The sequence below is a fragment of the Mediterraneibacter faecis genome, from assembly GCF_055383675.1.
Map to the genome: position 1 here is coordinate 803,540 of NZ_AP043803.1, position 20,738 is coordinate 824,277.

Below are 20,738 nucleotides of genomic sequence, written 5' to 3' on the forward strand. Positions count from 1 at the left end.
AACTTGTAATATGTCCCCCTTCCTTTTAAAAATACTTTAAAGAAGTTGATAGTATGATATTAGTTTAGAACAGAGGAAATAAAATTGCAATAAAAGAACCATAATTTACCTACTGATTTTGTATTTATTTCCAAAACGAAGCGTGAAAAACAAAAGAAAAGAGGATAAAATTATGAATTTTACAGAGCAGAAATTGACAGGTAAAGCAAGTATTGATAAACCATGGCTGAACTTTTATCCGGAACAGTTCAGAAATATCGAGATACCAAGAATGACAATCGAAGCTTTTCTGAAAATGAAAAACCCGAATGAGGATAAGATCGCATTTGAGTATTATGGAAATAAGATTACATGGAAGCAGTTATGGGAAGAAGTAGATGTTGCAGCAAGAGCACTGAAAGCCCTCGGACTTAACGAAGGTGACAGAGTTCCGTCCTTTTTAGTATGTACGCCAGCTCATTTTATTTTGCTTCTTGCAGCAGAAAAAGTTGGTTTAACAATTATTTGCCGTGATGACGAACCGGAAGAACTTTGTTTTGCAATCCGTAAATGTAAAACAGATACAGCATTTGTAATGGATTATCTTTCAAAAGAAGATGAAGAGTTATTCCGTACAACAACTCCGATGACACGTATGATTAAAGTGTCACCATTTGAATATGCAGACAAGAGCCAGATGAAAGATTATGTATTAGAAGAAATCACTGCCCGCTATCAGGCAGTGACAGAGACAACAGAAGGTGATATGAGCTGGCAGGAGTTTATGGAGATGGGAAGAAACTTCAAAGGTGAATATCTTGTGTCTGTAGATCCTGAGAGAGCTGTGTTTGGAGCTTACACAAGTGGTTCAACAGGAATCTCTAAACTTGTAATTCACTCTTCAGCGAATATAGTAGCAACTGCATACCAGATGTCAATCTTTATTCCGCCGTCAGATGTGCAGGAAGTTTGGTGGACACCAATTCTTCCACCGGCATTGATCGCGGTAACAGTTTCAATGACAATTTTCCCACTTTCTACAGGATTAATGGTATCACTTGATCCATTCTGTCCGTTAGAGAATATTGACATTGAATTTATGGATCGCAAACCAAACTTCTGGGCACTGATTCCGCGTTATTGCGAACTGTTAATGGCCAGCGATAGAATTCCGGAAGATTACGATATGTCTCATCTGAGAACAATCGGTGCAGGTGCTGAGGCCATGAATGACCGTAAGTATGCAGAGGTAGAAGAGTTCTTCCATAAACACAACGTTCAGGCAAAATTAAGTGCAGGTTATGGACAGAGCGAGGGATGCTCAAACTTCACATTGCCGAACCCAATGTTCCCATTAGAGGATGGATGTGTGGGTATGCCGATGACAGCAACTGTACTTGGTGTATTTGACAAAGATCTGAATGAATTAAATTACGGAGAATCAGGAGAGCTTTGTATGACAGGTCCGTCTATGATGCTTCATTACTCAGGCTGGAGAGGTGAAGAACTGACGGAGCAGACTCTTATTGAACATTCAGATGGAAACACATGGTTACATACAGGAGATGAAGCTTATATCACAGAGCAGGGAATTGTGCATATCCTTGGACGTGGTGAAATCAAAGCTTACGGAGACAAACCGCTTCATGTAATGAGAATGGAGACAAAAACAGTTAGAACTCCTGGTGTAAAAGATGGTTTCTTCTGTCTTGTTCCGGATCAGGAGCATGAAGGATATTATCGTCCATATCTGTTTGTGATTCTTGATGGAACAAAGACACTTGAGGAAGTAGCAGAACTGCTGAAAGATACACTGGAAGAACATGAGTATCCGGTAGAGATCAGAGAAATTACCGAAAGACCTTATTTCCACTTCAAAACAGATAGAAAAGGTCTTACAGCTCAGATTCTTGAAGAATTGGAGCAGGCAAAAGAAGAAAAATAAGAAAATCGAAGGTTTTGATTGTTCCAAGGAGCAATAACCATTGGTTGGGGGAATGTGAAAAAAGTGCTGAGTCATAGGAAAAAATATATGACTTGGCACTTTTTAGGTACGAAATAGAGAGGATTTTGTAAAAGAATAAAAAAGTTTTGCTTTGCTGTTGAGAACTGAAAGAAAAATGCGATTTTATGTAAAAAACACTTGACACAGAACACAAATCAACATATAATAGCAAGGTATGACATAAGGAGAAACAGTATGCACCAAAGCCCCGGAGTATGCTGATTTCAAATAAATAAGCAATAGTAATTAATGATTATTTATAGGAGGAACATCCATGAAAACTTATATGGCAAACCCTGATAAGATTGAAAGAAAATGGTATGTGGTTGACGCTGAAGGCGCTACACTTGGACGTCTTGCATCTGAGATCGCAAAAGTACTTAGAGGAAAGAACAAACCGGAATATACACCGCACATCGATACAGGAGATTATGTAATCGTTGTTAACGCTGAGAAAGTTAAAGTAACAGGAAAGAAATTACAGCAGAAGATTTACTACAATCACTCTGACTACGTTGGAGGAATGAGAGAGACTACACTTGCTGAGCTTCTTGCTAAGAAGCCAGAGAAGGTTATCGAGCTTGCTGTTAAAGGAATGCTCCCGAAGGGACCTATGGGAAGAGATATGATCAAGAAACTTCATGTATACGCTGGACCAGAGCATGCAAATCAGGCTCAGAAGCCGGAAGTTCTTACATTTTAGGTAGAAGGAGGAAATAACAGTGGCTAACGCAAAATATTACGGAACAGGAAGAAGAAAAAAATCTATCGCAAGAGTATATCTTGTACCTGGAACAGGAAAGATCACAATCAATAAAAGAGATATCGACGAGTATCTTGGACTTGAAACTCTGAAGGTTGTTGTTCGCCAGCCGCTCGTGGCTACAGAGACAGCTGACAAGTTCGACGTAATCGTTAATGTATGTGGTGGTGGATACACAGGACAGGCTGGAGCTATCCGTCACGGAATCGCTAGAGCACTCCTTGAGGCAGACGCAGATTACAGACCGGTTCTCAAGTCAGCAGGTTACCTGACTCGTGACCCACGTATGAAAGAGCGTAAGAAACCAGGTCTCAAAGCAGCTCGTAGAGCACCACAGTTCTCAAAGAGATAATTATCTCGCAAGAGAAATACAATTCAAAGAGATCCAAAACCCCAGAACTTCGGTTCTGGGGTTTTTCTTTACCTTTTGATTCAGTGAGACGTCTAGAAACGTGATGAAAATTGGTGGATATGTAGCAAGTATGCAGCAAAAATCACAGCAACTATGAGAATAGATTTACCGGTGAAGCATGGGTGGAAAGGCGCAGACCAGTTTATTATTGTCAAGGGTACCTGGGTTGAAAAATTGATGGCGGAATAATATGATGCTGTGATAGAATGAAGAAAATGATTGGATGTGTAAACTGGAAGTTTCACATGAGATGTGTTATTGGGAAATATTCGTGGAGGGGAACTGAAGGATGAAGAATGAAATTGTATTATTTACAGATGGTGATGTTAATATAGAAGTTCAAATCAATCCTGAGCAGGAGACAGTTTGGCTGACGCAAAAACAAATGGAAGTGTTGTTTGATGTTAAGCACGCTACAGTAAGCGAACATATTTCAAATATTCTTGCTTCAGGAGAACTGGATGAGACTTCTGTCGGTTTTTCCGACAGAAGTACAGGGGGACGAAAACCCAAAATTTATAATTTGGATATGATTTTGTCTGTCGGATATCGAGTTAATTCTAAAAGAGGTATAGCTTTCAGAAAATGGGCAAATAATGTCCTTAAACAGTTTATTTTGCAAGGCTATGCAATCAATGAAAAGCGTCTTCAGGCGCTTAAGAAAACAGTTGATATTCAGTCAAGGATGCTTGCAGATGCACTTGATATAGAGGAGAAAGATGTGCTCAGACGAGGAATTAAGAGATCCCAAGATGCGTTTTTGATTTCCAAGGCAAGCCGTTACGATATTAAGGGAGGGATTTGCATGAAAAGAAATTACTGGGCGTTATTAGTTTTTGCGTTAATAATAGTATTGCAGTGGATCGGATTAGGATTTCACGGTCAAATAAGGTTTATTTTTTTGATAATTATATTAGTTCTAATTGTTTTATTGGCAATATTATTACGGAAATAGTAAAAGTGAATAGCGAGGCGATTGTATGAAAAAGTTAATTGCATCAGTTTTGACATTAGTTTGTATTCTTACTTTGGCAAGGTGTGGAAAATCAGGTAGTGGTGACTACCCTGCAACTATAATGGTAAATGGTACTAACTACTATTCCACTGATCATGCTGTTCCTGTTGAAGTGGACGAGAGTGTTATTCAATATACTACTTCTTATGCAGAAAACGGCATACCTCAAAAAGATGGCGAAGCCAATTTCAACAGAGATTTAGGAACACCTTATGCAGTTATTGAGGATGACAGTGTAGTTGTCCTTATAGATAATGAGTGGATAGAGTTCAAAGCGAAGTAAGATAACTTCAAGTCTGATGAAGAGCGCGAAGCGTGAAAGAAAATACAGAAAGAGGCTAGATACTATCCTGAATTTCTATAAAAAATTGATTCAGTTAAGAAAAAAACTGCCGGTTATTGCAAATGGAACCATTCAGTTTTTAGATGAAGAAAGCGAAGGCGTGATCGGCTATGTAAGAGAATTAGAAGGAACAAAACTTGTTGTGCTGTGCAATTTATGTGAGGAAGAAAATAAAGTTGTATGGCAGAGTGAGTGGGATTCATATGAATTGTTGCTTGGAAATTACTCTGATGGAAAAGTAGATGGAACGTTGAGACCATACGAGTGCAAGGTGATGCGTTCCATCTAGAGAGTATAAATTATGTAGAGAAAGAATCGATTGAGGTTAGGATAAGAAATTCAACTTCAACTGAAATTAAACTGTATGAAGCGATTCCTGCGTCTTCTTCCCCTTGCAAAGAATAAATAACATGATCAAGAGAACAAGTGGAAAGATAAGACCTATCCCCATTCCAACACGGATATTATTATCAGAATTCTGGGTAACATAACCTACAATACCAGGTCCAATGCTGCCTCCCAAATCGCCGGCCATGGCGAGCAATGCAAACATTGCGGTTCCACCGGCCGGCACTCTTTTGGATGTAATACTGATCGTTCCAGGCCACATGATTCCAACCGAAAAACCACATACAATACAACCGGTTAACCCGATTACCGGATTCGATGATAAGGTGGTTAAAAGATAACAGATCACACAAAGGATTCCGGAACCTGTCATAAACTTCATCAAATCCATTTTTTCACCATATTTTCCAAAAATCAGGCGACTTATTCCCATTGTAATTGCAAACATGCAAGGTCCAATCAAATCCCCAAAAGTTTTAGAAAGTCCCAGTGCAGCTTCGGCATAGGCTGATGCCCATTGTGCCATAGCCAATTCAGATGCTCCTGAACAAATCATCAGGCAGATTGCCAGCCAGACAACAGGAGTTCGGAATAACTGTCTGACGCCCATTCCATTTCCGTCACTTACTAAATGTTCTATCGGACAAGTTGCGAAATTATATATATTAATCGCCGGAATAAGTGCCCACATGACTGCCAGCCATTTCCAACTATTCATCCCGAACAGGAAGAAAAATAAGCTCGAAATCAGTATGGTGGCTGCCGCACCCCAACAGTAAAAGGAGTGAAGCAGGCTCATAGTTGCTTCTTTATTTTTAAACGGGCATGCTTCGATGATAGGACTGCAGAGAACTTCGATCAATCCACTCCCCACAGCATAGATAATTACACTTACAATAATTCCGGTAAAAGGATTCGGTAACAGATCAGGAAGAAATGCAAGTCCAACTAATCCGGCAGCAGCGCATATTTCAGAAGTTACGATACATACACGATAACCGATTCGATCTACAAACTTCGCACAAAATAAGTCGACTAAAAGCTGTGTGAAGAAAAAGAATGTAGATATTAAAGCAATGTTACCCAATGAAATATCATAATCATTGTGAAATTTTAAAAATAATAGTGGTGCGAAATTTGCGGATATCGCCTGAGTGACGAATCCCAGATAACATGCCACTTTTGTTTTTTGATAATCTGGCATAACAGAAAACTCCTTTGTTCTTTTTATACCGTATTATATATTAGATAACAAGAAAAAACATTGACTTATATTGCATAAATATTGTATTATATCGTAAATCCAATAAAAAGGTTGTTGTGAGGAAAGATATGGCACAAAATAAAATTGTAACAGATGAGAATTTAATGGAATCAGCAAAACATGGGACGGACAGTTATCCGTTTAAATGCTATTTTGAAAAGTTATCTCAATTTGATTTTCATTGCATTGACTGGCATTGGCATACAGAATGGGAATTTGTATATGTCGAATCCGGAAACATGACGGTATGTGTTGGTGAATCGATGTTTTCACTATCAGAGGGGAATGGTATTTTTATAAATTCAAAGATTTTGCACAAATTTTATTCCAGTGATGAAACTGTCATCCCCAATTTCCTTTGTATGCCGTCCTTTCTTGCGCCGGAAAATAGTTTGATCTATCAAAAATATATTCAACCGATTGTTTCATCATCGTTGTCATACTTGATTTTAAACGGGGAGAATTTATGGCAAGGAGAGGCATTAGAAATTATGAAGCAAATATTTTCCGCACAGGATAGAGAAGGTGATGGTGAGCTGTTTACATCAGTTCTTATGCAGAAATTATGGCTGATCATTTATGAAAATATTGACAAAACGTGTATGGAAGAGCAAGTGGACGATTCCGGTTCAGTTCAGGCACGCTTGCAGCTTATGATGCAGTTTTTGCACCAAAATTATGCAGAAGATATTTCTTTGGAGGAAATTGCCTGTTATGCTAATATTAGTAAAAGTACGGTGTTGAATCTTTTTAATAGATTTTTACATATCACTCCGATTAAGTATTTGATTGGTTACCGGCTGAAGAAGGCAGCATTGTTGATTAAAAATACAGAGAAAAAAATCAATACGATTTCTTACGAAACAGGGTTTCATAATGTAGATTATTTTTGTAGAGCATTTAAAAAGAGTTATAAAATGACTCCAACAGAATATAGGAAAAGTAAAAATTCAACAGTACAATAAAGTTAGGCCAGAAGAGGAAAATGACATTATGATAATTAGAAAATATACAGAAAAAGATATTTCCGAGATGGTTCACATCTGGAATGAAGTAGTAGAAGATGGTGAAGCATTTCCACAGGAAGAGTTCCTGGATGATAAGACAGGGGAAGAATTCTTTGCATCACAGACTTATTGTGGCGTTGCAGATAACGATGGGAAAATTGTAGGACTTTACATTTTGCATCCGAATAACATTGGCCGCTGTGACCACCTTGCAAATGCAAGTTATGCAGTGGATTCAACTTACAGAGGACAACATATCGGTGAGAAACTTGTAAGTGACTGCCTTGTACAGGCAAAGTTGCATGACTTTAAGATTTTACAGTTCAATGCAGTGGTAGAAAATAATGTTCACGCACGTCATTTGTACGAGAGATTAGGATTTGTGCAGATTGGAACTGTACCGAATGGATTCCGTATGAAAGATGGGACATATCAGAATATTTGTTTGTATTATAAGGAAGTGTAATAATAAACAAATATTGACAATATAAAGATACGAGGAAAATGAAATGAACATACAGATTTTTGGAACTAAGAAATGCAATAACACCAAGAAAGCAGAGCGGTTTTTCAAAGAACGTGGAATCAAATTCCAGTTCATTGATATGAAAGAAAAAGGTATGAGTAAGGGTGAATTCAATTCAGTTGCCCAGGTGAATGGTGGATTAGAAAATATGATCAACTGGGAAGGAAAAGACAAAGATCTTCTTGCTCTCATTAAGTATATTGCAGATGAAGATAAGCTGGAAAAGGTGCTCGAAAATCCGCAGGTAATAAAAACTCCGGTTGTCAGAAATGGAAAGCAATCCACACTTGGTTATCAGCCGGATATTTGGAAAACGTGGAAATAAGAAAAGTAAAGGATAAATTATCATGATTTATACAGTAAAGAGAATCGATGAAGATTTAGATTTTGGTTGCGAAGAACGAGCTGAAGGAAGTCCAGTCATGGCAGTGGTTACACTTATAGATTCATCTGGAGAAGAATTGAGAGTGAAAGTAGAGGATGACCTACTTTATAAAAACAATATCAATGAAGGAGACAAGGTTTGTTACGATAAAAATGATCCGGATTTTGTTATTAGTCAGATAGAAGCAAAGAATAGCGATTGTTCAGTGTTTCGGCTGAATTAAGATAAAAAATAAATTGTTTTTTTTGAGGAAGAACTTATCTACAGTTTCTTCCTCTTTTTTGAGCTTTTTGTAAACAAAATCTGTGCAGGAAGCATAGAAAATATCAAGCAGATTCAGATGTTTGTTAATAAGATAACAATACAAGTATTGAGGAAAACGAAGTTGTACTATCGACTAATCTAAAAATTACACATAACGCACAAAAACAATGACAAACATGTGAAAAATGTGTGAAGATAAAGGAAAAATGTATAAAAGAATACAAAAATGAACAATACAACTAGTAAAAATGTTAAAAAATGGTACAACTTTAAAAGAAAACTTTCTTGTATTTTATTGAAAGAAAAAGGGGCAGATAATATAATCAAACCATCAAGAAAAACTTAGATGGAGGAGAAAAATATGAGAAAAGTTTTCAAAAAAGCGTTAGCAGTCACAATGGCAGCTACAATGGTAGTCGGACTTGCTGCATGCGGAAGCAGCGAATCCTCAGACAAGGGTACTTCCAAATCAGATCAGATTAAAATCGGAGTTTCTATCTGGTCATCAACAGATGTACTTGGATCACAGTGTAAAAAGATGCTGGACGAAGCAGCAAAGGCATTGGACGTAAAATTACAGTATGTGGACCAGGGACATGTTTCAGAGAAAGTTACAGCTTCTGTAGAAACACTTGCAGCAGCAGGATGTCAGGGAATCATCATCTGTAACTCATCTGATACAGAGATGACATCTGCAATCAAAACATGTAACGATAACAAAGTTTATCTGTCACAGTTCTTCCGTGTAATCAGTGAAGAAAACAGCCCGGACATCTATCAGGCAGCAAAGGATTCAGAGTACTACATCGGAGCAGTACATGAAGATGAGCCAGCAAATGGTGAAGAGCTTGTGAATATTCTTCTTGAAAAAGGAGATCGTAACATCGGTCTGATCGGCTGGGAGCAGGGAGATGCTACATGGCTTGGAAGATGGGAAGGTTACAAAGCAGGCGTTGAAAAATGGAACAAAGAACATCCAGATGACAAAGCAAACCTTTCAGAACCACAGTATGCAGGTACTACATCAGAAGGTGGATCAAAAGCAGCAGAAGCCTTAATGGCAGCAGATCCGAACCTTGACGCACTGATTCCGGCAGGTGGCGGCGGAGACCCACTTCAGGGAGCAATCGCAGCAGTAGAACGTGCAGGAAAAACAGACAGCATTGATATTGTTTCAACAGACTTCCTTCCAGATCTTGGAGAAAGACTTGAAAACGGTTCAATGGCAGGTGAATCCGGTGGACACTTCTGTGATCCTCTGATTTCTTTCATGATGGTTTACAACGCAATCAAGGGTGACTATGCAGACTTTGGTGGAAAATTCGAAGATGTTCCATTCCCATATCTGTATGTATCATCACCGGAAGACTACAAAGCATATGAAGAATATTTTGTAGATCAGCTTCCATATACAGATGAAGAATTGGTTGAAATGTCAAAACTTAGTCTTGACGACTTAAAAGCAACAGCTGCTAAGGTATCTATTGAAGATGCAGCAGAACGTGCTGGAAAATAAGACAGATAATAATAACGACGATTAACTTGTAAAGGGTGATGTCGCAAAGGCGATGCCACCCTTTCTAAATCAGAAATGATAATTATAAAGAGGTAGATAATATGGGCACTACTAAAAAAATATCAGGGAAAGCGATGGGATATGTGATCTTAATAGGTCTGGTCATACTTTCCTGGGCGATCTTTAAAATTTTAACACCACATAACTTCGGTTCTTTTTCCAATATGCTCAATTACTTTCAGGCCAGCCTGATCGCTACCGTGGGTGCAGTTGGTTTTTACTTTGTAATGGTAATGGGAATGTTCGATTTCTCAATTGGTGCAAATATCATGCTTTCAGCAATCGTTGGATGCGTATTTGCAACCAGATTTAACCTGGGTTATTTTGGACTTATCGCAGGATGTATTATTACAGGTGCGATCGTAGGAACATTAAACGGATTATTCTATGTAAAGCTTCGTATTCCGTCGATGATCGTAACAACAGGTCTGGCTCTTATTTATGAGTCGGTTGCAAACTATATTGCAGGTGGTGTTGAGCAGACACTTCCATCAAATCTTCGTGCATTTGGTCAGATGCCTGGAGATATCATTCTTGCATTAGTGGCTTGCGCAGTAGCTTACATTTTTTTGAATTATACTAAAATCGGAACTTATACCTACGCAATCGGAAGTGACGAGTTCGTTGCAAAGAACATGGGTATTAATGTAAATAAATATAAAGTACTTGCATTTATTTTGAGTGGTGCTTTTCTGGGAGTTATGGCGATTTTAACAATCAGTTATGGTTCCTCTATGGTAGCTGTTACAGGAATGGCGTCCATGAGCCGAAACTTTATTCCGACTATGGGATGTTTCTTTGGTCTGGCATTTAAGAAATACGGAATGCCGCTTCCGGCAATCATTATCGGTGAGTTCGTAATCAACATCATTTTCTTTGGTTTCATTGCACTTGGAGCACCGACTGCAATCCAGGATGTTATCACAGGACTTGCACTGCTTATAATCATTACAGTGACAACAAAGGCTACTAAGGGCGAAATCGTCAAGTAATGAAGGAGGGAGACAGCAATGAGTGAAGTAAGATTACAGGTAAAAAATCTTTGTAAAAACTTCGGTATTACAAAAGCAGTTCAGAATGTATCCTTCAATGTGAATAAAGGAGAGGTTCATGCGCTGATCGGAGAAAATGGTTCCGGTAAGTCAACTCTGACAAATATGCTAACAGGTATTTACAGTATCGGAAGCGGAACATTTATTCTGGACGGAAAAGAGATTCATCCAAAGAACCAGGTAGAAGCAAACAACGAAGGAGTATCCATTATTGTGCAGGAACTTGGAACTCTGTCAGGACTTACTGTTGCAGAGAATATTTTCCTTGGACATGAAGATCAGTTCGTACATTTCGGAATTAAAAATACAAATGCAATGAACAAAAAAGCAACAGAGCTTTTGAAAAAATATGGCTTTGACAGAATCAAAGCAGCAGATATGATCGATAACTACAATTTCGAGGATCGTAAATTGGTTGAGATTGTAAAAGCTACTTATTTTGATCCAAAGGTTGTTGTGATCGATGAGACAACAACAGCGCTTTCACAGGAAGGACGTGAAGAGCTTTACAAACATATGGAAAGAATCAGAAAGAGTGGAAATACAGTTATTTTTATTTCCCATGACCTTCCGGAAATCCTGGATAAGTCTGATACAATTACAATTCTTCGAGATGGTGTTTACATTGATACAGTTAAGAGTAAAGATGTGACAGAAGAAGACTTGAAAAAGCTGATGGTAGGACGTGAAGTGACAGGTGATTATTATCGTTCTGATTATGGCGAAAAAGTATCTGATGAAGTCGTGTTATCAGTGAAAAATGTTACAGTTCCAGGATTGATTGAAAATGTATCCTTTGATCTTCATAAGGGAGAGATTCTTGGATTTGGAGGACTTTCCGAATCAGGTATGCATGAAATCGGAAAAGCTGTTTTTGGAGCATCTTATGATCGTGAAGGTGCGGTGACACTGGCAGACGGAACTCAGATCAACAGCATTCCTACTGCGATTAAAAACAGTATTGCATATACATCTAAGGATCGTGATAATGAATCGGTTGTCCTTAACCAGAGTATCGGAGATAACATTTGCCTTCCGTCACTGGATGAGCTGGCAGGAAAATCACATATTTTAAGAGATAAAAAACGAAAAGAGTTTGCAGATAAGTATGCAAAACAGATGTCTGTAAAAATGGTGGATGTAAACCAGTTTGTATCAAATCTTTCAGGCGGTAATAAGCAGAAGGTTGTTCTTGCAAGATGGATCGGTAAAGATTCTGATATCGTTGTTTTGGACAGTCCGACTCGTGGTATTGATATCAAGGTAAAACAGGATATCTACCAGCTGATGAATCAAATGAGAAAGAATGGAAAATCTATCATTATGATTTCAGAAGAGCTGATGGAGCTGATCGGTATGTGTGACCGCATTATAATCATGAAAGATGGAAAAGTCAGTGGTCAGCTTGATAGAAATAAGGATCTGAATGAAAACAGTCTTATTTCTATGATGGTATAAGGAGGCAACTATGGGAAGTCAAGTGAGTGTAAAAACAAATGATAAAGAGCAGCAGCTGAAAAAAGCATCAAAAATGTCTTTGATCCGTTCGCTCTTACCGATCGTTGGATTGGTTGTTATTTTCCTGTTATTTAACGTTTTGACAGATTTCAGAATGATGGGAAATCTGTCGCTGGTATTTTCACAAATATATGTAACAATGATTGCAGCAATGGGAGTTTTCTTCATTATGACAATGGGAGGCCTTGATTTCTCCCAGGGATCCATTCTCGGTATTTCTTCTATTGTTGTATGTATGCTTTCACAGAAGAGCATTCCGCTTGCAATTATCGGAGGTATTGTAAGCGGTGCTGCAATCGGAGCATTGAACGGTTACTTTTATGTATTTCGTAAGATCAAATCATTTATTGTAACAATCTGTACAATGTTCTTGTTCCGTGGATTTATCAAATACCTTACAACAAATGCGCCGGTTGCGGGTTCTGCAAAACTGATCAACTACGATAGTACAGAGCTTAAGATTGCTTGTACAGTAGTGATCCTTCTTATTGGATTTGTTGCATTTCGTTATACGAAATTTGGAACTTATCTGAAAGCAATCGGAGCAGGAGAGAAAGCAGCGATGTTTTCAGGTATCCGTACAGATAAGATGAAATTCCTTATCTATGTACTTGCAGGAGCAATTACGGGATTTGCTGCATTTATCAATGTAATCAAAGTTGGATCAGTTACTTCTTCAGGAGGTAATCAGCTCGAAACACAGATTCTTATCGCGTTGGTATTAGGCGGAATGCCTATTTCCGGTGGTGCAAAGGTTCGTTTTGAAAATATTATTGTTGGATCATTACTGTATGTTGTACTGAATAGTGGACTGACAATGATGGGATTCTCAACACAGATGATGCAGTTGATTCAGGGAATCGTATTCTTGATTTTCGTTGCAGTATTTGCGGATCGTGAATCTATTCAGGTAATCAAATAATATAGAATAAACTATACGTGATCGGGGAATGCTCTTGTCAGAAGCACTTCCCCGGAAGTATAATATAAAGATCAGAATCTTTACCATAAAGCGCGGTTAGAGAGTCTGGTCTTTATTTTATGGGAAAGGCAGAAGTTATGAGTAACATGGATCAAGAATGTTTGAAATATCAAAAATTATATAATTGGGCTCATACACTTATCACCAGTGGTGTGATAAAAAATATGGATAAATTTCCGTCAGAACCAAGTCTTCAAAAGAAATTTGGGTATTCTAGACAGACTGTAAGAACTGCACTGCAGAAACTAGAGGAAGAGGGGCTGGTAACTCGTGTAAGAGGAAGCGGAACCTATGTGTCTTATGACTGCAGTAAGGTAAATGAAGAACGACCGCAGGTCGGACTTCTTTTGAGTTATTATTCGGATTATCTTTTTCCAAGAGTATATGATGGGATTGAATCTTGTCTTACGGAAAAAGGATATGCTATAGAGGTGGCTGTGACAAAGAATCGATTGAATGATGAAGCTATCTATTTGGAAGGGATTCTGAAAGGGGATGTCAGTGGTTTGATCATAGAAGGCTCAAGATCTGCATTTCCGAATCCCAATATCCGACTTTATAAAGAAATTAAAAGAAGGAATATTCCGACACTTTTTATTCATAATCATTATGAAAATATGGTGTTTGACAGTGTGGAAATGTCAGATAAGAAGTGTTCGTACGAATTGACAAAACTTTTAATTGAAAATGGACATCGCAGGATAGGCGGGATTTTTAAATATGATGATATGCAGGGGATTGAGAGATATAAAGGCTTTATTCAGTGTTTATCAGATTATGGAGTAAAATTTGATGATGATTATATTCGTTGGTATTCAACAAAAGATATGGAAGAAAAGCTGAGCAAAAAAGGTTTACTCCGAATGTATAGACGTACGAAAGACTGTACGGCAATGATTGTATATAATGATGAAGTTGCGAATTATTACATGGATTTCTTGGAGGAGAGGGGATTACATGTGCCAGAGGATGTTTCGCTGGTATCATTTGATGATGCGGAGCTTTTAGATGCAAACAACGGGGCTCAGCTGGTTTCTGCAATTCATCCGAAATATCAGCTTGGACGTATTACAGCAAAGAATCTTCTTAGAATGATGGAAGATGAAAAGTGGCAGGAAAAGAATTATTCGTACCGATTTCCGGTGAAGATAAAAGAAGGTAATTCTATACAAAAAATAGGCAGATAGAAATTTGGTGACGAAAAGGAGGCAATCACGATGGATTTCTACAAGAGAGCACTTGAATTAAAAGACGAAACAGTAGCAGACAGAAGATACATTCATCAGAATGCAGAGACAGGACTTGAGCTTTCGAAGACGAAAGCTTATGTGATGGATAAGTTGAAAGAGTATGGTCTGGATCCGGTTGAATGCGGAGAGGGAGTTACGGCAACGCTTGGAAATGGCGGTAGGGTTCTTCTCCTGCGTGCAGATATGGATGGACTTCCGATGCCGGAGGAAAGTGGTGAAGCATTTGCTTGTCCAACAGGAAAAACAGCACATACTTGTGGACATGATTTTCATGCGGCAATGCTTTTGAGTGCGGCAAGAATCTTAAAAGAACAGGAGAGCAAGTTGAAAGGAACTGTGAAATTCATGTTCCAGCCGGCGGAAGAGACATTTCAGGGAAGTAAGAATATGATTGAGCATGGGATTCTTGAAAATCCGAAGGTAGATGCAGCACTTGCGTATCATGTATCTCCGGGAAAGATGCCGGTCGGACTTTTTATGTATAATGATAAAGGCACAATGATGTATTCTGTTGATGGATTTAAAATCACGGTCAAAGGGAAAGGTTCTCACGGAGCCTATCCTCATGCGGGTGTGGATCCGATTAATATCGGAGTACACATTCATCTTGCATTGCAGGAGTTGATTGCAAGAGAGACTGATCCGGCGCACGCATGCGTTCTGACAATTGGACAGTTTAAGGCCGGCGAGGCGGCAAATATTATCCCAGAGACAGCAGTTCTTCAGGGAACAATTCGTACAAATAATACAAAAGAGCGCGAACTTCTTGTTCGTCGAATGAAAGAAGTGGCAGAGAAGACTGCAGCTGTGTATAATGGCAGTGTAGAAATCGAGATGATCTCTGAAGTCCCGCCGCTGATCTGCAATCCGGCATTGACGGACGAAATGATTGGATATATGAAAGAGATGGATATTCCGGGCCTTACTCCGGTTCCGGATGTGAGTGCAAGTGCATCGGAAGATTTTGCAGTGATCGCAGAGAAAGTTCCGAGTACATTTATGTATCTCTCAGCAGGTTATACGGATGAGCGGGGAACTTATCCGGCACACAATCCGAAGGTACAGTTTAATGAAGATGTCTGCCCGATCGGTGTGGCATGTCTGGCACAGTGTGCGGTGAAATGGCTGGAGAGTCATCAGGAATAAGAAGTAAAATACAAAATCAAGAGAAGAAACAAGAATACGATTGGAGAGCGATATGAGCATATTAAATGTAGAACACCTGACACATGGATTTGGAGACCGTGCAATCTTCAATGATGTGTCATTCCGACTTTTGAAAGGAGAGCACATTGGTTCTTGTCGGGGCCAACGGAGAAGGAAAATCCACTTTTATGAGTATTGTTACAGGGAAAATGTTACCGGATGAAGGGAAGGTTGAGTGGTCAAAGAATGTGCATGCAGGTTATCTGGATCAGCATGCAGTTCTTGAGAAAGGAATGACGATCCGTCAGGCTTTGAAATCTGCATTTGATCCACTCCTTCAGAAGGAGCAGAGAATGAATGAAATCTGTGATATGCTTGGAACAGCAGATGAGGAAGAAATGAATGCGTTGATGGAAGAACTTGGTACGATCCAGGATGAACTGACACTGCATGATTTTTATACGATTGATGCGAAGGTAGAAGAGGTTGCGCGTGCACTTGGATTACTTGATCTTGGATTGGACAGAGATGTGACAGACTTAAGTGGTGGACAGAGAACAAAAGTTCTTCTTGCAAAACTTCTTCTTGAGAAACCGGATATCCTGCTTCTTGACGAGCCGACAAACTATCTGGATGAGGAGCATATTGCATGGCTGAAGCGTTATCTTCTGGACTACGAGAATGCATTTATCCTTATTTCACATGATATTCCGTTCTTAAATGAAGTCGTGAATATTATTTATCATATGGAAAATCAGGAATTGAACCGTTATGTGGGCGATTATGATCATTTTCAGGAAGTTTATGCAGTGAAGAAAGCACAGTTGGAAGCGGCTTACCGTCGTCAGCAGCAGGAAATCAGCGAGCTGAAGGATTTCGTTGCAAGAAATAAAGCTCGTGTGTCTACAAGAAATATGGCGATGTCCCGTCAGAAAAAGCTGGATAAGATGGATGTGATCGAGCTTGCGGCAGAAAGACCAAAGCCGGAATTCCATTTCAAATATGGAAGAATTCCTGGTAAGATGCTTTTTGAGACGAAGGATCTTGTGACAGGATATGATGAACCATTATCTAAACCGTTGAATTTCTCTATGGAACGTGGACAGAAAATCGCACTTGTTGGAACAAATGGAATTGGAAAAACCACATTGCTAAAGAGTATTCTTGGATTGATTCCTTCTTTATCAGGAAGTGTTGAACTTGGTGATAACCTTGAACTTGGTTATTTTGAGCAGGAAGTAAAAGGAGAAAATCGTAATAGTTGTATTGAGGAACTGTGGCAGGAATTTCCTTCTTATACACAGTATCAGGTGCGTTCCGCGCTTGCAAAATGCGGACTTACAACGAAGCATATCGAAAGTCAGGTGCGTGTACTCAGCGGTGGAGAGCAGGCAAAGGTGCGTCTCTGTAAGTTGTTAAACAGAGATACGAATTTCCTTCTCCTTGACGAGCCGACGAATCATCTTGATGTGGATGCAAAGGACTCTCTCAAGCAGGCATTACAGGAGTACAAGGGAAGTATCCTTCTGATCTGCCACGAACCTGAATTTTATCAGGATGTGGTTGATGAAGTGTGGGATATGAGCCAGTGGACAACAAAAGTATTCTAAAAATTGCACAAATAGAGCTGCATGTGAATTATGCAATAATCACGAAAATGTTTGAAAATTTAAAAATCTCTTAAAATAATACTGAAAAAATGTTATACTACACACGTAGAGTCTGTTATAAAAAGGGCAGTACATTGTGGACAACAACAGTGTAAATGAAAAGAACAGGAGGTTTTGAAAATGCTCAGCAGAGGAGACGCAGTTGTATATAAGTGCAGAGGAGTGTACAAGGTAGAAGAAGTAGGAAAACTGGATTTTTCATTTGTGGATGGCAAGAAAGATTATTATACATTACAATCCATAGACAATCAGAGAGATAAGGCGTATGTTCCGATTGATGATGAGAAGAACATCCGTCGTCCGGTGAGTGAGCAGAAGGCGAAGGAACTGTTGGATAATCTTACAGAGGTTGGTATACTGAATGTAAAGAATGAAAAGTACAGAGAACAGGAATACAAGGATTGTATCTCAAGCTTCTGTCCTGAAAACTGGGTCAAAGTGCTGAAGACATTGTATAGCCGAACAAAACGAAGAGGCAGCATGACAAGCATGGATAAGAAATATCAGCTGCTTCTGGAACATGCTCTTTCGAGTGAAATGAATTATGTTCTTGGAATTCCGGCAGGCGAGATGACAGAACTGATCAAAAAGAGTGAATAGTTACTAGAATTTAATAGAAAGAGGTCCGAAGCTACGGAAAATCAGGATTTTTCATTCAATAGCTGCCGGGCCTGGACTTGCGAAAAAAGCATGTGCATGATATACTTCTCCTGAATCTATTATTTTAGGAGAAGTTTTTCGTTTTTTTCTAGTAGATTGTCAAGAAAGCGAACGTACCGAAAGGAGAACAACAATGAAGATGCTGTCGATTGAGCAGGAACTTAAGAGTAACTCTTATCCAGGAAGAGGAATTATTATTGGTAAAAGCCCGGATGGAAAGAAGGCTGTCACTGCCTATTTTATTATGGGACGCAGTGAGAACAGTAGAAACCGTGTGTTTGTAGAGGACGGAGAGGGAATCCGTACACAGGCATTTGATCCATCGAAGCTTACAGACCCAAGTCTGATTATTTACGCACCGGTCAGAGTATTGGGGAATAAGACGATCGTAACAAACGGAGATCAGACAGATACGATTTATGAAGGAATGGATAAGCAGCTTACTTTTGAGCAGTCTCTTCGTTCTAGAGAATTCGAGCCGGATGGTCCGAACTACACACCACGTATTTCTGGTGTGATGCATATTGAGAATGGCAATTTCAATTATGCAATGTCAATCCTGAAGAGCAATAACGGAAACCCGGACAGTTGCAACAGATATACTTTTGCATACGAGAATCCGGCAGCCGGTGAAGCTCATTTTATTCACACTTATATGCATGATGGCAACCCGCTTCCAAGCTTTGAGGGAGAACCGAAGCTGGTAGAGGTGCTGGACAACATGGAAGAGTTTGCAGACCTTCTGTGGAACAGCCTGAATGAGGAAAATAAAGTGTCATTATTTGTCCGTTACATTGATATCGAGACAGGTAACTATGAGACAAAGATCGTGAATAAGAACAAATAAGGAGCGTAAAGACAGATGAAAGAATTAGAATTGAAATACGGATGTAACCCGAACCAGAAACCTTCAAGAATTTACATGAACGACGACAGAGAGCTTCCAATCAAGGTGCTCAGCGGACGTCCAGGATATATTAACTTTCTGGATGCGTTCAATGGATGGCAGTTGGTATCAGAACTGAAGAAAGCAACAGGACTTCCGGCCGCAACTTCATTCAAGCATGTATCACCAGCCGGAGCAGCTGTTGGTCTTCCACTGTCAGAGACACTGGCGAAGATTTACTGGGTAGATGATCTTGGAGAGCTCTCTCCACTTGCATGTGCTTATGCAAGAGCGCGTGGCGCAGACCGTATGTCTTCTTTCGGTGACTTTATTTCTCTGTCTGACGTCTGTGACGTTGATACAGCGCGCCTGATCAAGAGAGAGGTATCTGATGGAGTGATCGCACCGGGATATGAGCCGGAGGCACTTGAACTTCTGAAACAGAAGAAAAAAGGAAATTACAATATTATTCAGATCGATCCGGATTATGTGCCTGCACCGTTAGAGCACAAGGAAGTATTCGGAGTTACATTTGAGCAGGGAAGAAATGAACTGAATATCGATAAAGATTTCTTCTCAAACGTTGTGACAGATGTGAAAGAGATCCCGGATGCAGCGAAGATCGATCTTGCTATTTCCATGATTACACTGAAATATACACAGTCTAACTCTGTATGTTATGTAAAAGATGGACAGGCAATCGGAATCGGTGCCGGCCAGCAGTCAAGAATCCACTGTACACGTCTTGCCGGACAGAAGGCAGATAACTGGTGGTTACGTCAGAATCCGAAGGTACTTGGACTTCAGTTCAAGGATGGAATCGGACGTGCGGACAGAGATAATGCAATCGATCTTTACATCGGAGAGGAATATATGGATGTTCTCGCAGATGGTGTCTGGGAGAATACATTTAAGGTAAAACCGGAAGTATTTACGAGAGAAGAGAAGAGAGCATGGTTGGACCAGCTGACAGGTGTTGCGCTTGGTTCTGATGCATTCTTCCCATTCGGTGATAATATTGAGCGTGCACATAAGAGTGGTGTAACTTATATTGCACAGCCCGGTGGATCTGTGCGTGATGATAATGTAATTGCTACATGTAACAAATACGGCATGGCAATGGCATTTACAGGAATCCGTCTGTTCCATCATTAGAAACTTAAGATAAGATGATAAAAGAACCGGGACTTTTGGTGAAGAACCGGCGGTATAGAAAGGCTGAAATATTATGGTAATAGAGACAAGAAGCCCGGAAGAGACATTTGCAGTCGGTAAAAGTCTTGGTGAAAAAGCATTCCCAGGTCAGGTGTTAACCCTGACAGGGGATCTTGGAGTTGGGAAAACGGTCTTTACTCAGGGACTTGCAGAAGGACTTGGGATTGAAGAACCGGTGAATAGTCCGACATTTACCATCGTTCAGGTTTATGAAGAAGGGCGTCTGCCCTTCTATCATTTTGATGTCTACAGAATCGGTGACATTGAAGAGATGGACGAGGTGGGATTTGAAGAATACGTGATGGGGGAAGGTGTCTCACTGATCGAGTGGGCGAATCTGATAGAAGAGATTCTTCCGGAACGTCGGACAAATATTCTGATCGAGAAGGATCTGACACAGGGATTTGATTATCGTCGGATCACAATCGAGGAACAATAACGATAAAAAATTAGAAGAATGGAACAAAGAGAA

Annotated in this window: 21 protein-coding genes and 1 pseudogene; 21 read left to right on the forward strand and 1 reads right to left on the reverse strand. The window is 39.5% G+C overall.

The features are described from left to right. The first annotated feature begins 172 nt into the window (after positions 1-172). The 6 genes from ACZ47Z_RS03780 (at position 173) to ACZ47Z_RS03805 (ending at position 4,806) form a co-directional block, all read left to right on the forward strand. A complete protein-coding gene (locus ACZ47Z_RS03780; protein ID WP_117826813.1) occupies positions 173-1,924 on the forward strand; it encodes an AMP-binding protein in 1,752 nt (583 codons plus the stop codon). Between the two features lie 334 nt (positions 1,925-2,258). Further along, on the forward strand, positions 2,259-2,687 hold the full coding sequence (gene rplM / locus ACZ47Z_RS03785; protein ID WP_005609864.1) for a 50S ribosomal protein L13: 429 nt from the start codon (positions 2,259-2,261) through the stop codon (positions 2,685-2,687). A 19-nt stretch (positions 2,688-2,706) separates the two neighbouring features. Beyond that, a complete protein-coding gene (gene rpsI / locus ACZ47Z_RS03790; RefSeq protein ID WP_020437258.1) occupies positions 2,707-3,099 on the forward strand; it encodes a 30S ribosomal protein S9 in 393 nt (130 codons plus the stop codon). A 349-nt stretch (positions 3,100-3,448) separates the two neighbouring features. After that, positions 3,449-4,114, forward strand: a complete 666-nt coding sequence (gene rhuM / locus ACZ47Z_RS03795) for a RhuM family protein (protein ID WP_464525897.1) — start codon at positions 3,449-3,451, stop codon at positions 4,112-4,114. Positions 4,115-4,139: 25 nt separating this feature from the next. Further along, positions 4,140-4,457, forward strand: coding sequence for a lipoprotein (locus tag ACZ47Z_RS03800; protein WP_054753403.1), 318 nt, complete (start codon positions 4,140-4,142; stop codon positions 4,455-4,457). A gap of 16 nt (positions 4,458-4,473) precedes the next feature. Next, positions 4,474-4,806 carry a hypothetical protein gene (locus tag ACZ47Z_RS03805; protein ID WP_117826815.1) on the forward strand — a complete coding sequence of 111 codons (333 nt, stop codon included), beginning with the start codon at positions 4,474-4,476 and terminating at the stop codon, positions 4,804-4,806. 66 nt (positions 4,807-4,872) lie between these two features. Here the strand turns inward: ACZ47Z_RS03805 and ACZ47Z_RS03810 are convergent, their stop codons facing one another. Further along, positions 4,873-6,069, reverse strand: coding sequence for an MFS transporter (locus ACZ47Z_RS03810; RefSeq protein ID WP_118175709.1), 1,197 nt, complete (start codon positions 6,067-6,069; stop codon positions 4,873-4,875). Between the two features lie 128 nt (positions 6,070-6,197). On the opposite strand from ACZ47Z_RS03810, the gene ACZ47Z_RS03815 reads away from it, so the two are divergent. The 15 genes and pseudogenes from ACZ47Z_RS03815 (at position 6,198) to tsaE (ending at position 20,705) form a co-directional block, all read left to right on the forward strand. Continuing rightward, positions 6,198-7,094 (forward strand): AraC family transcriptional regulator, encoded by an 897-nt coding sequence (locus ACZ47Z_RS03815; RefSeq protein ID WP_464525898.1) that lies wholly within the window; start codon positions 6,198-6,200, stop codon positions 7,092-7,094. Positions 7,095-7,122: 28 nt separating this feature from the next. Next, positions 7,123-7,602: a GNAT family N-acetyltransferase gene (locus tag ACZ47Z_RS03820; protein WP_054753410.1), complete on the forward strand. Its 480-nt coding sequence runs from the start codon at positions 7,123-7,125 to the stop codon at positions 7,600-7,602. A gap of 43 nt (positions 7,603-7,645) precedes the next feature. Beyond that, the gene (locus tag ACZ47Z_RS03825; protein ID WP_054753412.1) at positions 7,646-7,987 is read left to right on the forward strand and encodes an arsenate reductase family protein; all 342 of its coding nucleotides are present in this window, start codon (positions 7,646-7,648) and stop codon (positions 7,985-7,987) included. A gap of 22 nt (positions 7,988-8,009) precedes the next feature. Continuing rightward, positions 8,010-8,270: a hypothetical protein gene (locus ACZ47Z_RS03830; protein ID WP_054753414.1), complete on the forward strand. Its 261-nt coding sequence runs from the start codon at positions 8,010-8,012 to the stop codon at positions 8,268-8,270. Positions 8,271-8,672: 402 nt separating this feature from the next. After that, a complete protein-coding gene (locus ACZ47Z_RS03835) occupies positions 8,673-9,827 on the forward strand; it encodes a sugar ABC transporter substrate-binding protein (protein WP_054753417.1) in 1,155 nt (384 codons plus the stop codon). 101 nt (positions 9,828-9,928) lie between these two features. Continuing rightward, positions 9,929-10,879, forward strand: coding sequence for an ABC transporter permease (locus tag ACZ47Z_RS03840; protein WP_054753419.1), 951 nt, complete (start codon positions 9,929-9,931; stop codon positions 10,877-10,879). 18 nt (positions 10,880-10,897) lie between these two features. Then, on the forward strand, positions 10,898-12,397 hold the full coding sequence (locus ACZ47Z_RS03845; protein WP_054753421.1) for a sugar ABC transporter ATP-binding protein: 1,500 nt from the start codon (positions 10,898-10,900) through the stop codon (positions 12,395-12,397). A gap of 10 nt (positions 12,398-12,407) precedes the next feature. Next, on the forward strand, positions 12,408-13,379 hold the full coding sequence (locus tag ACZ47Z_RS03850) for an ABC transporter permease (RefSeq protein WP_081016917.1): 972 nt from the start codon (positions 12,408-12,410) through the stop codon (positions 13,377-13,379). 137 nt (positions 13,380-13,516) lie between these two features. Further along, a complete protein-coding gene (locus ACZ47Z_RS03855) occupies positions 13,517-14,626 on the forward strand; it encodes a GntR family transcriptional regulator (protein WP_055148811.1) in 1,110 nt (369 codons plus the stop codon). Between the two features lie 30 nt (positions 14,627-14,656). Further along, complete coding sequence (locus ACZ47Z_RS03860) at positions 14,657-15,835, forward strand: M20 family metallopeptidase (RefSeq protein ID WP_055148805.1); 1,179 nt, start codon at positions 14,657-14,659, stop codon at positions 15,833-15,835. A 52-nt stretch (positions 15,836-15,887) separates the two neighbouring features. Next, a pseudogene (locus ACZ47Z_RS03865) lies at positions 15,888-17,445 on the forward strand (ABC-F family ATP-binding cassette domain-containing protein). Positions 17,446-17,625: 180 nt separating this feature from the next. Next, a complete protein-coding gene (locus ACZ47Z_RS03870) occupies positions 17,626-18,105 on the forward strand; it encodes a CarD family transcriptional regulator (RefSeq protein WP_054753423.1) in 480 nt (159 codons plus the stop codon). Between the two features lie 193 nt (positions 18,106-18,298). Next, positions 18,299-19,012 (forward strand): IMP cyclohydrolase, encoded by a 714-nt coding sequence (locus tag ACZ47Z_RS03875; protein ID WP_054753425.1) that lies wholly within the window; start codon positions 18,299-18,301, stop codon positions 19,010-19,012. Positions 19,013-19,027: 15 nt separating this feature from the next. Beyond that, positions 19,028-20,206 (forward strand): phosphoribosylaminoimidazolecarboxamide formyltransferase, encoded by a 1,179-nt coding sequence (locus tag ACZ47Z_RS03880; RefSeq protein ID WP_054753427.1) that lies wholly within the window; start codon positions 19,028-19,030, stop codon positions 20,204-20,206. A gap of 73 nt (positions 20,207-20,279) precedes the next feature. Further along, positions 20,280-20,705: a tRNA (adenosine(37)-N6)-threonylcarbamoyltransferase complex ATPase subunit type 1 TsaE gene (gene tsaE, locus ACZ47Z_RS03885; protein WP_015529907.1), complete on the forward strand. Its 426-nt coding sequence runs from the start codon at positions 20,280-20,282 to the stop codon at positions 20,703-20,705. The last annotated feature ends 33 nt before the right edge of the window (positions 20,706-20,738 follow it).

What these genes read in the sequence shown, in the direction of transcription:
- ACZ47Z_RS03860 (WP_055148805.1), top strand. Translation starts at nt 14,657, where the DNA reads ATGGATTTCTACAAGAGAGCACTTGAATTAAAAGACGAAACAGTAGCA.
- ACZ47Z_RS03820 (WP_054753410.1), top strand. Translation starts at nt 7,123, where the DNA reads ATGATAATTAGAAAATATACAGAAAAAGATATTTCCGAGATGGTTCAC.
- ACZ47Z_RS03830 (WP_054753414.1), top strand. Translation starts at nt 8,010, where the DNA reads ATGATTTATACAGTAAAGAGAATCGATGAAGATTTAGATTTTGGTTGC.
- ACZ47Z_RS03805 (WP_117826815.1), top strand. Translation starts at nt 4,474, where the DNA reads ATGAAGAGCGCGAAGCGTGAAAGAAAATACAGAAAGAGGCTAGATACT.
- ACZ47Z_RS03825 (WP_054753412.1), top strand. Translation starts at nt 7,646, where the DNA reads ATGAACATACAGATTTTTGGAACTAAGAAATGCAATAACACCAAGAAA.
- ACZ47Z_RS03855 (WP_055148811.1), top strand. Translation starts at nt 13,517, where the DNA reads ATGAGTAACATGGATCAAGAATGTTTGAAATATCAAAAATTATATAAT.
- ACZ47Z_RS03780 (WP_117826813.1), top strand. Translation starts at nt 173, where the DNA reads ATGAATTTTACAGAGCAGAAATTGACAGGTAAAGCAAGTATTGATAAA.
- ACZ47Z_RS03880 (WP_054753427.1), top strand. Translation starts at nt 19,028, where the DNA reads ATGAAAGAATTAGAATTGAAATACGGATGTAACCCGAACCAGAAACCT.
- rhuM (WP_464525897.1), top strand. Translation starts at nt 3,449, where the DNA reads ATGAAGAATGAAATTGTATTATTTACAGATGGTGATGTTAATATAGAA.
- ACZ47Z_RS03870 (WP_054753423.1), top strand. Translation starts at nt 17,626, where the DNA reads ATGCTCAGCAGAGGAGACGCAGTTGTATATAAGTGCAGAGGAGTGTAC.
- ACZ47Z_RS03845 (WP_054753421.1), top strand. Translation starts at nt 10,898, where the DNA reads ATGAGTGAAGTAAGATTACAGGTAAAAAATCTTTGTAAAAACTTCGGT.
- ACZ47Z_RS03850 (WP_081016917.1), top strand. Translation starts at nt 12,408, where the DNA reads ATGGGAAGTCAAGTGAGTGTAAAAACAAATGATAAAGAGCAGCAGCTG.
- tsaE (WP_015529907.1), top strand. Translation starts at nt 20,280, where the DNA reads ATGGTAATAGAGACAAGAAGCCCGGAAGAGACATTTGCAGTCGGTAAA.
- ACZ47Z_RS03800 (WP_054753403.1), top strand. Translation starts at nt 4,140, where the DNA reads ATGAAAAAGTTAATTGCATCAGTTTTGACATTAGTTTGTATTCTTACT.
- rplM (WP_005609864.1), top strand. Translation starts at nt 2,259, where the DNA reads ATGAAAACTTATATGGCAAACCCTGATAAGATTGAAAGAAAATGGTAT.
- ACZ47Z_RS03815 (WP_464525898.1), top strand. Translation starts at nt 6,198, where the DNA reads ATGGCACAAAATAAAATTGTAACAGATGAGAATTTAATGGAATCAGCA.
- ACZ47Z_RS03810 (WP_118175709.1), bottom strand. Translation starts at nt 6,069, where the DNA reads ATGCCAGATTATCAAAAAACAAAAGTGGCATGTTATCTGGGATTCGTC.
- ACZ47Z_RS03835 (WP_054753417.1), top strand. Translation starts at nt 8,673, where the DNA reads ATGAGAAAAGTTTTCAAAAAAGCGTTAGCAGTCACAATGGCAGCTACA.
- ACZ47Z_RS03840 (WP_054753419.1), top strand. Translation starts at nt 9,929, where the DNA reads ATGGGCACTACTAAAAAAATATCAGGGAAAGCGATGGGATATGTGATC.
- ACZ47Z_RS03875 (WP_054753425.1), top strand. Translation starts at nt 18,299, where the DNA reads ATGAAGATGCTGTCGATTGAGCAGGAACTTAAGAGTAACTCTTATCCA.